Here is a 15,892-nt window from a genome sequence, read left to right on the forward strand (position 1 = left end):
TTTATTCTACCCGGAACCTTATGGTTGTCATATACCCGTTATCATCCTTCAGCCTCAAAAGGTATACACCGGGAACCGCATTATGCAGATCCGCTTCCTGATGTATCGTTCCGTTTACAGCTTGAACATTATCCATGTATACCACCTGTCCCAATGTGTTGACCACTTCTATATCAATACTCCTGCTTGTTAAACCATTTATCTCAATAACAAACTTTCCGTTATTAGGATTAGGATAAAGAACAACGTTGCCAATGCCTGCTATATCTTTTACGCCTGTCATCTTCACCCTTACATAATTGCTCACTGCATTAGTTGGTTGCGGGCATTTGTAATCGCTGATAATTTCTACGCTGATACTATCATTATCGCTCAGGGTATTGGCACTCCATTTATAGCTTTTAGCGCCCAGTACGTCCTTACCATTACGTTTCCATTGGTACTGCGGGTTATTACCTGCATTGGTCGTCACTGCTGTAAAAGTGACATACTCGTATTCATCCAGTGGATGTGTAGGATTAGCAGAAATAGTAACCGATGGTGCCAGCCAGGGTAGCACGGTCATGGTGATATCATTACTTTCATCTTTGTACGGTGCACTGCATTTGGTATGCTCTGTCATCTCGCAGAGGATCACATCTCCATTATTGAGTGTACTTGTATTGAAGGTGCTGCCTGTACCTTTGCTTTGTGCATTTACCTTCCACTGGTAATTGGGTGTGCCGCCATAGTTGTTAGGCAGTGCGGTGAACACTACAGGGTCGCCCTGGCAAATACTATCTGCCGGGTTGGCCAGTATCACTACGAATGGTACCGGATTGATATGTACCGTAATGCTACCTTCAGGCGAAACACAACCATTTACGGTTGCGGTTGCCTTATAAGTACCCGTATCGCCAAACTGCATGGCATTACGATCAGGGTTTTGTACGGCTGCGGTAAAACTACCCGGGCCTGTCCAGCTATAGGTAGCCCCGCTTACACTGCTCGCCTGCAGGTGCAGCGTTTCTCCTGTACACAAAGGATTATTGAATGTAATAGAAGGTGCTGACGGTATAGCGGTAACAGTTGCGTAAGTACTGTCAAGCGTAGTACAGCCATTCAGCGTCACTGTTATCTTATACCAGCCCGTCATATTGCTTGCCGCATTTGCCCTGCTGCTGTTTTGAGTATTGGCACTATAACTGCCGGGGCCTATCCATGTATAGGTGGCTCCGGTTGAAGATGCCGTTGAAAATACCTTCAAGGTATCGCCTGCACATACCGGTGTGTTGCTCGATGCGGTGACAGGAGTGGGCAAGGGTTTTATCAACACTGTCACAGTGTCTTTATTCAGGCAGCCATTTGAGTCAATGGTAACAATATAATCACCACTCATAGCGGTTGTAGTATTACTTATCGCAGGGTTCTGACTGGCTGAACTAAAACTGTTAGGGCCTGTCCAGCTATAGGTAGCATTCGACGAACCCGTTGCTGTTAATTGTAAGCCGGCGCCCGCGCATAAGGGTGTATTACTATTGGCGTCAGGTTTCACCGGTAGTGGTTTTACCACAACCGTAATAGTGTCTTTCACATTACAGCCGTAAAAATGGGCAGTGACATAATAGTTACCATTGTGTACAGGAGCGGCACCGTTTATGTATGGATTGGCAAGGGTTGAGTTGAACCCGTTAGGCCCTGTCCACTGGTAAGTTGTAGGAGAGATACTTGAGCTCGTCTGAAACTGTATCACGTTGCCTGCACATAAAGGGGTATTACCCGTTGCTGTGATGACAGTGCTATCCGGGTTCCCTATCCGTAAGTTCGGGCTGATGTTTTCAGTCGTATCTGCCTGGTTGGAAGCTACTACCCGTAATTTGTAACCCGTACCATTTGACACATTGGATGGAACCGTACAGGTGATGGTTCCCGATGTATCAGATGCCCTGCTGCCAATATTAACAGGGGAGCTGAAACTACCTGTTTTGTCAGACAACTGTACGGTAAAAACATTGTTGGAACTAAAGTGGGCGGGGGCATGATAACTGACATGAAAAGTATCCAGTGCGCACAATATACTGTCACTGGTACTTAAAGTAAAGGAGTCTTTTATTTTTATGACAACAGAATCAATATAATAGTAAGAATAAAAATTCGTGCTTTTAGTAGTATCAATATTGTATGTCGATTGCGCATTATTAAATCCACCAATGACAATATTGTCATAAGCAGAATCGGCCTGGAATGTAGCGGTCAATCTTACCCAATTTACAGTATCATATATTATTCCATAACTGCCATAATGAACCTGTGGACTTATTGTGAGAAAAGATGTTGTATTTAATGTATAGGCTGCACTGTCATAAAAGAACACCCCTATATTGTCGCTGGCGCATCCCGAGACATCAGCCCTGTTTACCGATATAGACACCTCGTACACTACTCCGGGCTGTAAAGGTGTAATTGGAGTTGCGATATATTCAAAATGGGCAACATTTGCATGAGGGGCAAACCCGATGTACCCTATACCTTGTGCAGCAGGCTGATAACCCCCACTGTTGTTAGGAACACCAACAAAGTTGCCTGTGTTACATCCATGCATATAGTCGGGTGTTGAATTAGTATAGGCACGCCAATATTGACAATGTGATGTTACCTGCGAAGATGAGGTCGGACATGTAATATAATATTCAAAGCTGCCATTTGGTACGTGATTCTGCTGACCTTGCACGCAGAACGGCAGCAATATGCATACTGCAAGAATAAAGTATAGGTGCTTCATTTGTTTCCAGGCTTTTTCTGGTATTGTAAATATAAGCTATTTACTCAATTTTTCTGCGATATTGCCGGTGGTTAATATTGATAGGTGCAATTGCGTGTATTATTTTAAAAACACTATAAAGAGAGGTGTTTTGGAAACACATGTAAAATAATACAGAAAAAAAGAGCGGCTTGATATTCATGCTGCTCTTCTCATATAGTATTCAATTTAAACGTTTTTCTGGCTCTTTGGCCCCAACCCTGTTAGCATAGCAAAGGTAACTAGACCCGGTCTGCTTTTTACTTGCAATTTTTTAAACAAACTATCACGGTAACTATCTATTGTTCTTTCACTGACATTCATTTTGGGCGCAATTTCTCTATAGTGCAAATCGCTGCAGCATAACGACAGAAATTCTAATTCTGAACCAGTAAGTTCAGGCAGAACACCCAACTGTACCTGCATAGCCTTTGACAGTACTACTGCATCAATCTCCTGGTGATAAAAAGCCGTGTTCATGTACATGCTCTACTGCAATAACTAACTTGTCAGGATCAATGTCTTTTGTAAGGTATCCACGGACACCGTTTCGTAACATTCTTATGACACTGACGACAATGTTACTAACCACTTGGTCCAAAATTTAGGTATGTATGCAGCGCCTCCTACACCTGAAGAAGAAGCTGATGTGATAACACAACTTGAAGCAGCATTAAATGCTGGCAGCGTTCCTCTTATTTGTGTTGCCGGCAATGAGTTTTCATCTGAACAATTGAGTTATTTAAATGACTAAATATTGATTGCAAAGTCATATCCTTATCTTAGCAAGAAAGGATATGACTTTTAAACTCACATAAATGAGACTTCTAATAATTATTCTAATTACACTGCCATTATTGGCATTTGTTGACGATAAAGATTGCAAACAAAAAATAAGAGTTGATGGTTATTACTTATATACTACCAACCTTGATGACACATTTAAAATCGTACCTAACTCCCGCGAAGAATGGCTGGCATTAAAAAAAATTGTACGTGATGAAGTAGGAGTGTTATTGGATTCTTCAGATAAAAGGCCCTCCTGTTACCCAGATAGTGTGATATTTACAGGCGGGCCCTTTTTAAATTACATCGCTTTTTTTAATGACAGCACAGGTACTTCGATAGTCACACAATGTAAAGATAGCAATGTACACAGACGCATTTTGATGCAAATTTATAAAAGGAGGAATAATCTTGATAGTAGTATTTTAAAAGACGTCCACAAAATACATGATATTGAATGCCAGGATGAGAACCACATCATATTCTATGTATCAACACACGACTTTTTTAAGACCCGGTTCAGTGGTACTGTGACAAGGGATAGTTTGATATTACGGGAGTTTGACGAGAAGAATCCTATGGGGATGTATGATGAAATCAGCCCCCGGATCTATTACTTTCATGAATTTCCCAAATGATTCATTAGCTGTAGTCATACTCAAATCACAGCTGACCGGTTTAGTAAAAATGTTACAATAAATTTCGTTAATACAAATACGTATATCTGTACAGATATTGTAACATACCTCCCACTATTCCTTTTATTATCTCCAGCCTGAAACAACAGGCTTATCAGGATTGCGGAAACTTTTCTTACATCATATTACTCCCGGATTTTGATGTACAATAATGTTTTATATTATTGCGTAAATAAAGTATATTTGCTATAATAAATAAGGGCGTGTTTGCAGGATTTCTGCAAATAAACGATGTCATAAAATTTGTATAGAATAATAAAAACCATCCTGATAAAATCGGCACAGGTTAATACGTCCAAAATCCGCTCTTTGACATATTGCCATGAATCGCCTGACGACTTATATATTATTATCAATACCGCTATCAAACGACGCGACAATCACCTTATCAACAACACATTGAAAGTCAAACATTTAAGAAAATGCTGCGACAAAAAAATCTGTAACAACACTTAACATTACTTAACAATTATAACCGGTTGTAATGTATAATCCGGGAAATCAGGTCGACAGGTCAACCTTTTACCCGATTAACCCTTTAACCAATTAACCTTTTAATTAGCTTTGCAGCCTTAAGTGTAATAATTATATATGTTGACCGCTAACGAGATAAGACAACAGTTTTTAGACTTTTTCAGGGAAAAGGGACACACTATCGTGCCCTCGTCGCCCATAGTTGTAAAGAACGACCCTACCCTCCTGTTCATCAACGCAGGTATGAACCAGTTCAAAGACTACTTTCTCGGCAACAAACCCGCCCCCAACCCGCGGGTGGCAGATACGCAGAAATGCCTGCGCGTAAGCGGTAAACACAACGACCTGGAAGAAGTGGGAGTAGATACCTACCATCACACTATGTTCGAGATGCTGGGTAACTGGAGCTTTGGCGATTATTTTAAAGAAGAAGCTATTGCCTGGAGCTGGGAACTGCTGACCGAAGTGTACAAAATAGATAAGGACAGGCTGTATGTGACGGTGTTTGAAGGTGATGCCGGAGACAACCTGCCCAAAGATGAGGACGCTTATAACTTCTGGAAGAAATGGATAGCCGAGGACAGGATACTGATGGGCAACAAGAAGGACAACTTCTGGGAGATGGGCGATACCGGACCTTGCGGCCCATGCAGCGAGATACATGTAGACTGCCGCACCGACGAAGAGCGCAAGCAGGTTGACGGTAAAACACTGGTAAATGCCGACCACCCGCAGGTGATAGAGATATGGAACAACGTGTTCATGGAGTTCAACCGCCTGAAAGACGGCAGCCTGCAACCCTTACCTGCTAAACACGTAGACACGGGCATGGGCCTTGAGCGCCTGGTACGCGTGCTGCAGGACAATCACAGCAACTACGATACCGACCTGTTTACAGGCACTATTGCTGAGGTAGAAAAGATAACCGGCAAGAAATACCACAATACGGACAGCAAAGAAGATATAGCCTTCCGTGTTATTGCCGACCATATACGCGCTATCGCATTTACCATTGCCGATGGGCAGTTGCCTTCCAATACAGGTGCAGGTTATGTGATACGCCGCATATTGCGCAGGGCGGTAAGGTATTACTACTCTTACCTGGACTATAAACAACCACTGCTCAACCACCTGATGGCAGGGCTGGCGAGTCAGTTCGAAGGGGTATTCCCAGAGCTGCACCAGCAGCTGGACCTGGTGACCAAAGTGGTGAAAGAAGAAGAAGACGCCTTCCTGAGGACGCTGGACAAAGGACTGAAAAAAGTAGATGAGATAACGACTTCGGATAATAAAGAAAAAGTGATACCCGGCGAGGTGGCATTTGAACTGAACGATACTTTCGGCTTCCCGATAGACCTGACAGAACTGATAGCCAAAGAAAAAGGCTGGACGGTAGACATAAAAGGTTTTGAAGCAGCACTACAACAACAGAAAGACCGCAGCCGTGCTGCTACGGCTTTAGATACGCAGGACTGGGTAGTAGTAAACGAAGGCACACATGTGAACTTTGTAGGTTACGACAGCCTGGAGGCAAAAGCACAAGTGCTGCGCTACCGTAAGGTAACAGCAAAAGGCAAGGAGTCATACCAGTTGGTACTGGACACCACACCTTTCTATGCAGAAAGTGGTGGCCAGGTAGGCGACAGGGGCGAACTACAGATAGGCAGCGAAAAGATATACATCACCGATACCAAGAAGGAGAACGACCTCATCATACACTTTGCACAAAAAATACCTGCCAGTCTTGAAGGCGAGGTACTGGCGAAAGTGAATGTTAGCACCAGGCGTTCTACCGAGATACACCACAGCGCTACCCACTTGTTGCATGCAGCACTGCGTAGTGTACTGGGCACACACGTAGCACAAAAAGGCTCGCTGGTAAACGAAGAGCACCTGCGTTTCGACTTCTCACACTTTGCAAAAGTGACGGACGAAGAGATAGCTCAGATAGAGGCCATGGTGAATGAGAAGATAAGGGAGAACGTACCGGTAGTGATAAGAGAAATGCCTAAGGACGAAGCGGTAAAGCTGGGCGCCATGGCGCTGTTTGGCGAAAAGTATGGCGACACGGTGCGTGTTGTCACTATAGACCCGACCTACTCTATTGAACTTTGCGGCGGCACACACGTAGGTGCTACGGGCCAACTGGGCATGTTCAAAATAAAGCACGAGAGCGCGGTAGCGGCTGGTGTACGAAGGATAGAAGCGGTAAGCGGTAAAGCTACTGAAGAATACATTAATGAAGGGCTGGCACTGCTGCACAACCTGAAAGAAGTGCTGAAGAACAGTAAAGACCCACTCAAGGCAGTAGAGAAACTACAGGAAGAGAAAGCACAACTGGAGAAACATACAGAGATGCTGGAAGCACGCCAACTGGTTGCCGTGCGCAACGAGGTGCTGCAGAAAGACGAGGTAGTAGGCGATGTGAACTTTGTAGCTGATATAGTAGAAGTACCTTCTCCTGATGCATTGAAGAAATTATGTTTCGACATCAAGCACCATGTGAATGATCACGTGGTGGTGCTGTGCAGCAACATCGGTGGCAAAGCATTTGTGGCCATAGGCGTGGATGATACTGTAGCTGCAGCCAAAGGGTTGGATGCCAATGCTATGATCAAGCAACAGGTGGCACCGCTCATCAAAGGTGGCGGCGGCGGACAGAAAACTCTGGCTACTGCCGGTGGGCAAAATACTGCTGCGCTGAAAGATGTGATAAGTGCAGTAAAAGCATTGTTGTCATAACAGGCAATTGATTATATTTATTGTCATGAACCCGACCTTGGCCTTCATATCGCTTTTTATGCTGCTCTCTATCCCTGACGTTAAGGCGCAGGAGGAGCTGGAGAAGATAGATATTGAGGTATCTGCACAGGCCAATCTCTATTTCAGCCAGGTACGGGATACCAGTATTATTCCAGGGGGGGCAGGCATTCCGCCCGTAGTAATTGATATTCGTGGTGTTAAGATGATCACATTTGAAAATGCCGAAGGAACTGTCACCTGTTTCAATGAACGCGAGGGAACTTATTTTGGCGCAGATGGCGGCGCTTATGGTGAAAAAACAGATGTGCAGGAACTTGGGGGACTGTCGGGTATCAAGCACAACAAAAAGGTCATGTTCCTTACCGGGGTGATAATCAGCGATTATTCGCTGTTGGAACCTCCCTTCCCGGCAATTGACTATACAGAAAAAGAGAACTACGAAGAGCTCTACCCTTCGTTCGACCAACCCTTTTTTATAGGGGATGGTAAGAATAAAGACGGAGCTACCCAACGCATACTCGTCAGGCGGGAGGCTACTACCCTGATAGTTGGTTTTGCAGACTGCCTGATAGGCCCTGCACGCAATTACCGCAACAACGACGGAACCATAAAGATCACCGTTGTACTGCACCGTACTAAGAGCTGAGGCCGGTCAAAAAGCATTATCCACAGCATATGGCAGAATATCCACAGGGGCTTAAAGGCTGTCTTTAAACAATTATCTTTGTTTGGAGTAAAACTATTTATATAAATGCGATTTATTGTTACATCCTCCGCTTTACTGAAAAACCTTTCGCAGATAAGCGGGGTTATCAGTTCCAATACCGTTTTGTCGGTTTTAGAAGACTTTTTGTTTGAGTTGAAGGGCAATACACTGACCCTGACGGCCACCGACCTGGAGACGATGATGCGCGTACAAATGGATGTAAGCGATGCACAGGGTGAAGGACGCATATGCATACCTTCAAAAATACTTACAGAATACCTTAAGAACCTGCCTGAGCAGCCTATTACATTCAATGTGAACGACAAGGACCTGTCTATCGAAATGTCCAGTGACGTAGGTAAATACAAGATAGGAGGCGAAAAGGCAGATGATTTCCCTAAAGAGCCCGCTCCCGGCAATGCTACTACTTTCAACATCTCTTCAATAGCGGTTATTGAAAGTATCAACAAGACTCTATTTGCAGTAAGTAATGATACATTACGCCCGGCCATGACAGGAGTATACTTCGAAATGGGCAAAGGTGCACTGACGTTTGTATCTACCGATGCGCACAGGCTTGTAAAGCTCAGCCGTACTGACATCAGCTGCCCGAAAGATGAGGGTATCATCGTGCCTAAAAAGCCGCTGCAACAACTGCGTTCTACGCTACCTGCAGATGATACACAACTGGAACTGTCATACAATGGCAGCCACCTGTTTATCAAGAGTGAAAAGATGAGCATGAGTTGCCGCCTGATAGACGCACGCTTCCCTGACTATAAAGCAGTAGTACCTACAGACAATCCGTATAAGCTGAACATTAACAGGAACGATTTTATCAGTGCGCTGAAACGTGTTGGTATATTTGCCAATAAAACAACCAACCAGGTGGTTTTAGACATTAACGGAAACGCACTTACACTCAGCGCTCAAGATATAGATTTCTCTTACGAAGGTAAAGAAACACTTACCTGTTCTTATACAGGCGAGGATATGAAGATAGCTTTTAATGCCAAGCTGATGACCGAGATGCTGGGCAACATGGAAGGCGACGAGATACAGATGGACCTGAGTACTCCAACACGCGCCGGTATCGTTCGCCCTACTGAAAAAGTGGAAAATGAAGACCTGCTGATGCTGCTGATGCCGCTGATGGTAGGCGTATAACCACTACTTACAACAGATCATATATACATAGGGGATGCTTCTGCATCCCTTTTTTGTGGCTCCTACCTGAGTATATGCGTCTCTACGTCCTTCTTGCTTATTTTCTTGTCGCTAAAGATGATGAGGCGTTCAACTACGTTGCGCAGCTCGCGGATATTTCCGGTCCAGTTGTACTTCTGCAGTGCATCCAGGGCGGTTTTATCTATCTCTTTTACCGCCTGGTTATACTCAGCGCTTATCTCTTTCAGGAAATGGTCTACCAGCTCAGGTATGTCCTCGCTACGTTCATTAAGCGTCGGCACCTTTATCAGTATCACACTCAGGCGGTGATACAGGTCCAGACGGAATTTCTTTTCTTCTACCTCCTGCATCAGGTCTTTGTTAGTAGCAGCAATTACGCGTACGTCTACTTTTATTTCCTTGTCGCCACCTACACGGGTTATTTTACTTTCCTGGAGGGCACGCAGCACCTTGGCCTGTGCGTCCAGGCTCATATCACCTATCTCATCAAGAAAGAGCGTACCCCCTTTTGCCTGTTCAAACTTACCAATGCGTTGTTTTATGGCCGATGTGAACGAGCCCTTCTCATGCCCGAACAGTTCACTTTCTATCAGCTCAGATGGAATAGCTGCACAGTTTACCTCTATAAGCGGTCCGTTGGCGCGGGGGCTTAACTCATGTATATTACGAGCTACCAGTTCCTTACCTACACCATTTGCACCTGTTATCAGCACCCGCGCATCTGTAGCAGCTACCTTCTCTATGGTCTCATGTATCTGCTTCATAGCATCGCTACTACCTATCATCTGGTTTGTACGCGATATGCGTTTGCGCAATTGTTTTGTCTCTGTTACCAGCGAGCCCTTATCCATAGCATTGCGTATGGTTATCAGCAGCCTGTTCAGGTCAGGTGGTTTAGAAATAAAGTCAAATGCTCCCTTCTTCACCGCATCCACAGCAGACTCTATATTTCCGTGGCCTGATATAACAACGAAGGGTACATCCGGTTTCACTTCTTTGGTCTTTTCCAACAGCTCTATGCCATCCATTTTAGGCATCTTTACGTCGCAGAGTATGCAATTGTAATCATTTGCCTTTATCTTCTCCAGTCCCTCTGCGCCATCTGCAGCTTCATCTATCTCAAACCCTTCGAATGAAAGGATGTCTTTTAACGTGTTACGTATTGCCCTTTCATCATCTATTACCAATATCTTTTGTGCCATATGTCCTGATTAGTAGTTTATTGTTTTAAGAGGGTTCCCTTCTGTATCAAATTCTTCCCATGGGCCTGTCTTTTCATCATTTTCGTACATACCTCTTGCCTTCATCTGCCCGTTATCGTGATACTCTATCCACAATCCTGTTCTTACATCATCTTTATAGGGTCCTGATTCCAGCTTTTGACCTGACTCGTAATATACCGTGCATGGGCCATCTTTTTTATCTTTTATATAATTATACTCTACTGCTTTATTGCCATTGGTATAATGCCATATGGATACGCCACTGCGCTGGCCTTTGCTGTATTCAGCTTCTTCCTGTATCATCGCAGTTTCGTAATACTTTTTGTAAGCGCCATCCAGCTTGCCATCTATATAATGCTCTTCGAGCAATACGGGGCCATGATGTTTATACTCCCTCTTTATGCCATGCAGCTTATCGTCTTTGTAATGCTCTATGACCGACAATCCGCCATCAGCATTGATCTCCATATGCATACCATGTTTTTTATCATTATGATACGAAGTCATGCTTTTAGGGTAGCGTGACGGCCAGAACTCATTCCAGACACCTTCTTTCTTCCCTTTTAAATAGTAACCTTCTACCATAGGTTGCTGATCGGCAATAACAATCACCTGGAAAAATTCCCATCCTCCCGGGTCTTTTCTTACTAATGTATCCAGCTCCTGCGACCTTGCAGATGTTGTTGACAGGAATATTAACACTACTCCCGTCAGCAAATGCTTAACTTTCATATTCCAGACAGATTTTGGGCAAATTAGCGATTTATATTTTTTGATACCTAACAGCTTAGACAGTATTAACATTATCAATGGTTGTATAGCCGTGCCGATTTGTCAGTGCACCTGTTTTGGACGTAACTTTGTATTTATATTAATGTATCTACATTAATATAAATCATTAAAAACAAATAGTTATGGCAAATACAATATTTCATGCAGCAAATACACGTGGTCATGCGGATCATGGCTGGCTCAACGCTCATCACTCTTTCAGCTTTGCAGGCTACTACGACCCCTCTCGTGTACAGTTTGGTGCTCTCAGAGTATTAAACGATGACATTGTTGCCCCGGGCATGGGTTTTGGCAAACACCCGCACGATAATATGGAGATCATCACAATAATATTAAGCGGTGCATTGGAGCATAAAGACAGCATGGGGCATACTCAGGCCATACAGCCCAACGAGGTGCAGGTGATGAGTGCAGGCACAGGTGTGTTTCACAGTGAATATAACCATAACCGCGATAAAGAAGTGAACTTGTTGCAGACATGGATATTCCCGAATAAAAAGAATGTGCAACCCAGGTACGACCAACGTATTTTCCCCGCAGAAGAACGTGTGAATCAATGGCAGGCACTTGTATCACCTATGGGTAATGACGACCCTGGTATGAAGATACACCAGGACGCATGGATCAATCGTGCGACTATTGAAACAGGCAAAACACTGGACTACAGGTTACACAATGCTGCCAACGGTGTATATGTGTTTGTGATAGATGGCAGCGCACGTGCTGGAGAACAGCTACTGAATAAAAAAGATGCATTAGGGGTAACAGATAGTGATACTGTACAGCTAACGGCAAATGCCACTAGCGACGTGCTGGTATTTGAAGTGCCGATGCGGTGGTAAGCTTATAGAAACTATTGCTTAAATTACAGTAGCATAAACTTAGCAACATGGACCTGAATAGCGTAACCAAAAAATATGACAACGGCGAGATAACCGTGGTGTGGAAACCAGGGGTGTGCATACACTCTAAAAAATGCTGGACGGGGCTGCCAAAGGTATTTAACCCTCAGGTGAAACCCTGGGTGAATATTTCTGGTGCAGATACAGAAGCAATTATTGCGCAGGTAGATAAATGCCCGTCGGGAGCGTTGAGCTATTTCAGGAACGAACAGGTTAGGGAAGAAATTCCGGCAACACCAGCTTCGGCAAAAATAGAAGTGACAAAGAATGGACCGCTTTTGATACATGGTGATATTATAGTGCAACATAAAGACGGTAACGAAAGCATCCACTCAAAGGTGACTGCGTTCTGTCGTTGCGGCCAATCGGGCAATAAACCGTTTTGTGATGGCACACACAGGAAGTGTGGATTTAAAGATGAATAGTTGGACATCAGGCAACAGATAGAAAGTTTACAAACAAGGTTGCAACAGCCTTTGCCGGGTGTTGCTGCGCAAAACAAAATGGCCAGCCGGGTAAGGGCCTTGCCATTGCAGATACCTGAAGACGCCCGCCAGAGCGCGGTAATGGCTTTGCTATATCCTGTGCAGCATGAGCTGAACCTATTGCTGATAAAACGGGTGGAAGACGGCAAACCACATAGCGGACAGATAAGTTTTCCGGGCGGGCGCAGAGACCCCGAAGACGAGAGCCTGCAGATAACCGCACTACGAGAGACCTATGAAGAGGTTGGTATCAGGGCTGATAAAATAGAGATAATTGGTTCGCTCAGCTCTCTATACATACCGGTAAGCAACTCCAATGTATTCCCGTTTGTAGGTTTTGCCGACAACAAGCCTGAACTCAATATTTGTGCTGACGAGGTACAATACACCATGGAAGTACCCATAAAAAAGTTGTTTGACCCTGGTATAAAAACTGTGCGCCATATAACACCTTCGGCTTTTCCGGAAATTACAATCGAGGCTCCGTCTTATTTATGGGATGAGGATCACATTATTTGGGGGGCGACAGCAATGATGATAGCGGAGCTGGAAGAATTAATGAATTTCAGGTAATTGTTTTGTGGTTACAACATAACAGGTATTTTTATGCGTTAACAAGATATGTACATGCGTACCCACAAGCCTGATTATGCATTGCTGCTAATCACACTGCTGGCATCTGTCTTATTATTCTGGAAACTGGGTAGCCATAACCTGATGCAATATGATGAAGCACGCAACGGTGCCAATGCATGGTATATGTACCACAATCATGATTACGTCAACTATTATTACGGAAATGCATTAGACACATGGAATGCGAAACCACCATTGCTCATCTGGCTCATCACCATCTCATATCACCTGTTTGGCTTTAACGAGTTTTCTTTGAGATTGCCATCTGTATTAGCGTCTCTTGCTTTCTTTATCGTGTTTTACCAACTGGTGAAAAAGAATATATCAAGACAGGTAGCTATATACAGCAGTATTATTTTATTGGCATGCAGAGCTGTTATCGGAGAGCATGTGGGACGCAATGGTGATTTTGACAGTTTGCTTTTATTGTTTCTCACCTGTTCTTTGTATTACTTCTGTGAATATGCACTTAGAAATAAGAAGTATGCGATCTATTGGGTAGCTATATTTCTTGGTTTGGCTTTTTACTCAAAGGGCACTGCATCAGTGTTGTATCTGCCAGGTATGTTTGTATTCCTGCTTATCACAGGCAGGTTGGCAGACATATTGAAAGACTACCGTTTATACTTGTCATTGGTCATTTTTCTTGCCATTGCTGGTTCGTGGATATTATTAGTTAGCCTGTACGGTACTACCTTCGAAACATCCGTATATGGCAGCAAGAACAGCATAGAAACTATGCTGCTTTACGATACTGTGAAGCGTTTTACTACCCAAGAGCTGAACCCCGGAGAGATAAAAGATAACTTATTCTTTATACATGCTATTGAGGTGCGGATGAACATGTGGCATATCCTGTTTTATACAGCTGTTGCCACAGGTTTGTATAGGTTATTTCGGAAAGACTGGAAGTATCAGGAGAATAATATGGAGCAGCGGTTTACCTTGTTGTTGATCTGCCTGATGGTGCCGGTGATACTGATTGTCAATTTCGGTCAGTATGTGCTGGACTGGTATTTTGCACCTGCGTGGATATTGATAGCTATTATAGTTGCTCAATGGATGGCGTATATTCAGCAAAAATGGAAGCCTGCTGCTTACTTGTGGGTGTTGGTAATTGGTTTTAACCTGGTAAAGCATTTTCTCTATATGGATACGCGCCCAGATACCATGCATCATGTGTTCTCTAAAAATAACACCAACCTGTCAGGTCAGGATTATATTGTGGTGCAGGGCACGCCTGACCAGGATGTGGTGCTGTACCTGTTATGGCTGGGTGTTGATTTCTACAAAACAGAAAATGATGCTGAATTACAACAATTAAAGGGTAAAATAGCACTTGTTCAGGCAGGCAAGTTTAACGACAATGATTATAAGTTGATAAGCCGGTTTGACGGCTATTGCCTTGCTGAAATAAAATAAGATATTATGACTTTGACGGGCGTGCCATATACACACCTACCATCAACGACATAAGCAGGAACATGGCTACAAGCTGATGTAATTCTGCCAGCATCTCGAAAGTGCCGAACTTGCCAAATACAATAGACGGAGCACTCAAAACCGTGATAATACCAAGCAAAACCTGTAACCATACCAACCCGAAAGGCCACCACGCCACTTTTTTCAGATAAGCAGAACGGAATTGTATCGCAGCTTTTCTTGCTGCGACAAACCAGAACATCACCAACGTGAACAGGATATATGCAAGCATACGGTGCACAAAATGGATATTAAGCGGATGGTTCACCCAGCTATCTGTTGCCAGTGTGTCCGGGAAATACATGCCATTTATGTCGGGCCAGGTAGGGGCACGCATAGCTGCTTTCATTCCTGCCATAAAAGCACCATACACCAACTGTATCCCCAATACTGCAATGGTAATAATAGTAAGTGAACGGAACCGGATATTATGAACCAGTTGCCCATCCGGTATCAATAACGAAAGTGCGAACCAGAACGTATAGCATAATAATATTAATGCGGAGATAAAATGCAGCGCCAGTTTTATGTGGTTGACATACAGGTCGGTATCGTTCAGACCGCTGGCTACCATGATCCAGCCTACCAGCCCCTGGGCAGCTCCCAGTATAAAAAGAATGACCAGTGGAATAACCATATCTTTTTTGAAATACCCTCTTACCAGGAAGAAAATAAACCCAATAGCAAATACCACACCCAACATCCTGGCCCAAAGGCGGTGGAACCACTCCCAGAAGAAAAGGAATTTGAAATCATTCAGCTCGAAATGGCTGTTCAGGTACTTGAATTGCGCAATTTGTTTGTACTTGTCGAAAGCTTCCTGCCAGTCATGGTCGTTCATAGGAGGCAGTGCGCCCATAATGGGTTTCCATTCGGTGATAGAAAGACCGGAACCGGTGAGCCGCGTAATACCCCCCAACAACACCTGTACAATGATCATAAATACACCTGCCAGCAACCAATATGCAACTGCTTTTC

At 44.0% G+C, this 15,892-nt stretch carries 14 protein-coding genes; 9 read left to right on the forward strand and 5 right to left on the reverse strand.

Translation table 11 applies throughout. The features are described from left to right. Position 1 precedes the first annotated feature (1 nt). Both H6550_00470 and H6550_00475 read right to left on the reverse strand, forming a co-directional pair. Positions 2-2,761, reverse strand: a complete 2,760-nt coding sequence (locus H6550_00470) for a T9SS type A sorting domain-containing protein (GenBank protein MCB9044586.1) — start codon at positions 2,759-2,761, stop codon at positions 2-4. A gap of 207 nt (positions 2,762-2,968) precedes the next feature. Then, positions 2,969-3,259, reverse strand: coding sequence for a helix-turn-helix transcriptional regulator (locus H6550_00475; GenBank protein ID MCB9044587.1), 291 nt, complete (start codon positions 3,257-3,259; stop codon positions 2,969-2,971). A 130-nt stretch (positions 3,260-3,389) separates the two neighbouring features. On the opposite strand from H6550_00475, the gene H6550_00480 reads away from it, so the two are divergent. The 5 genes from H6550_00480 to dnaN all read left to right on the forward strand — a co-directional run bounded on the left by H6550_00480 (position 3,390) and on the right by dnaN (position 9,373). Next, complete coding sequence (locus tag H6550_00480; protein ID MCB9044588.1) at positions 3,390-3,533, forward strand: hypothetical protein; 144 nt, start codon at positions 3,390-3,392, stop codon at positions 3,531-3,533. Between the two features lie 64 nt (positions 3,534-3,597). After that, on the forward strand, positions 3,598-4,203 hold the full coding sequence (locus H6550_00485; GenBank protein MCB9044589.1) for a hypothetical protein: 606 nt from the start codon (positions 3,598-3,600) through the stop codon (positions 4,201-4,203). 651 nt (positions 4,204-4,854) lie between these two features. After that, on the forward strand, positions 4,855-7,479 hold the full coding sequence (gene alaS / locus H6550_00490) for an alanine--tRNA ligase (GenBank protein ID MCB9044590.1): 2,625 nt from the start codon (positions 4,855-4,857) through the stop codon (positions 7,477-7,479). 25 nt (positions 7,480-7,504) lie between these two features. Beyond that, positions 7,505-8,146, forward strand: a complete 642-nt coding sequence (locus H6550_00495; protein ID MCB9044591.1) for a hypothetical protein — start codon at positions 7,505-7,507, stop codon at positions 8,144-8,146. A 105-nt stretch (positions 8,147-8,251) separates the two neighbouring features. Beyond that, positions 8,252-9,373 carry a DNA polymerase III subunit beta gene (gene dnaN, locus H6550_00500; GenBank protein ID MCB9044592.1) on the forward strand — a complete coding sequence of 374 codons (1,122 nt, stop codon included), beginning with the start codon at positions 8,252-8,254 and terminating at the stop codon, positions 9,371-9,373. A 62-nt stretch (positions 9,374-9,435) separates the two neighbouring features. Here the strand turns inward: dnaN and H6550_00505 are convergent, their stop codons facing one another. Both H6550_00505 and H6550_00510 read right to left on the reverse strand, forming a co-directional pair. Then, positions 9,436-10,596 (reverse strand): sigma-54-dependent Fis family transcriptional regulator, encoded by a 1,161-nt coding sequence (locus H6550_00505; protein MCB9044593.1) that lies wholly within the window; start codon positions 10,594-10,596, stop codon positions 9,436-9,438. A gap of 9 nt (positions 10,597-10,605) precedes the next feature. Continuing rightward, the gene (locus H6550_00510) at positions 10,606-11,349 is read right to left on the reverse strand and encodes a toxin-antitoxin system YwqK family antitoxin (protein MCB9044594.1); all 744 of its coding nucleotides are present in this window, start codon (positions 11,347-11,349) and stop codon (positions 10,606-10,608) included. Between the two features lie 182 nt (positions 11,350-11,531). On the opposite strand from H6550_00510, the gene H6550_00515 reads away from it, so the two are divergent. The 4 genes from H6550_00515 to H6550_00530 are packed head-to-tail and all read left to right on the forward strand — an operon-like array spanning position 11,532 to position 14,854. Next, positions 11,532-12,251 carry a pirin family protein gene (locus tag H6550_00515; protein ID MCB9044595.1) on the forward strand — a complete coding sequence of 240 codons (720 nt, stop codon included), beginning with the start codon at positions 11,532-11,534 and terminating at the stop codon, positions 12,249-12,251. 47 nt (positions 12,252-12,298) lie between these two features. Then, positions 12,299-12,736: a (4Fe-4S)-binding protein gene (locus H6550_00520; GenBank protein MCB9044596.1), complete on the forward strand. Its 438-nt coding sequence runs from the start codon at positions 12,299-12,301 to the stop codon at positions 12,734-12,736. Then, positions 12,737-13,369 carry a CoA pyrophosphatase gene (locus tag H6550_00525; protein MCB9044597.1) on the forward strand — a complete coding sequence of 211 codons (633 nt, stop codon included), beginning with the start codon at positions 12,737-12,739 and terminating at the stop codon, positions 13,367-13,369. Positions 13,370-13,423: 54 nt separating this feature from the next. After that, positions 13,424-14,854, forward strand: a complete 1,431-nt coding sequence (locus H6550_00530) for a glycosyltransferase family 39 protein (protein ID MCB9044598.1) — start codon at positions 13,424-13,426, stop codon at positions 14,852-14,854. A gap of 4 nt (positions 14,855-14,858) precedes the next feature. Here H6550_00530 and H6550_00535 read toward each other — a convergent pair whose 3' ends face one another. Next, the gene (locus H6550_00535; protein ID MCB9044599.1) at positions 14,859-15,854 is read right to left on the reverse strand and encodes a COX15/CtaA family protein; all 996 of its coding nucleotides are present in this window, start codon (positions 15,852-15,854) and stop codon (positions 14,859-14,861) included. Positions 15,855-15,892 lie beyond the last annotated feature (38 nt).

The sequence above is a fragment of the Chitinophagales bacterium genome, from assembly GCA_020636495.1.
Lineage (GTDB): Bacteria > Bacteroidota > Bacteroidia > Chitinophagales > Chitinophagaceae > UBA5543.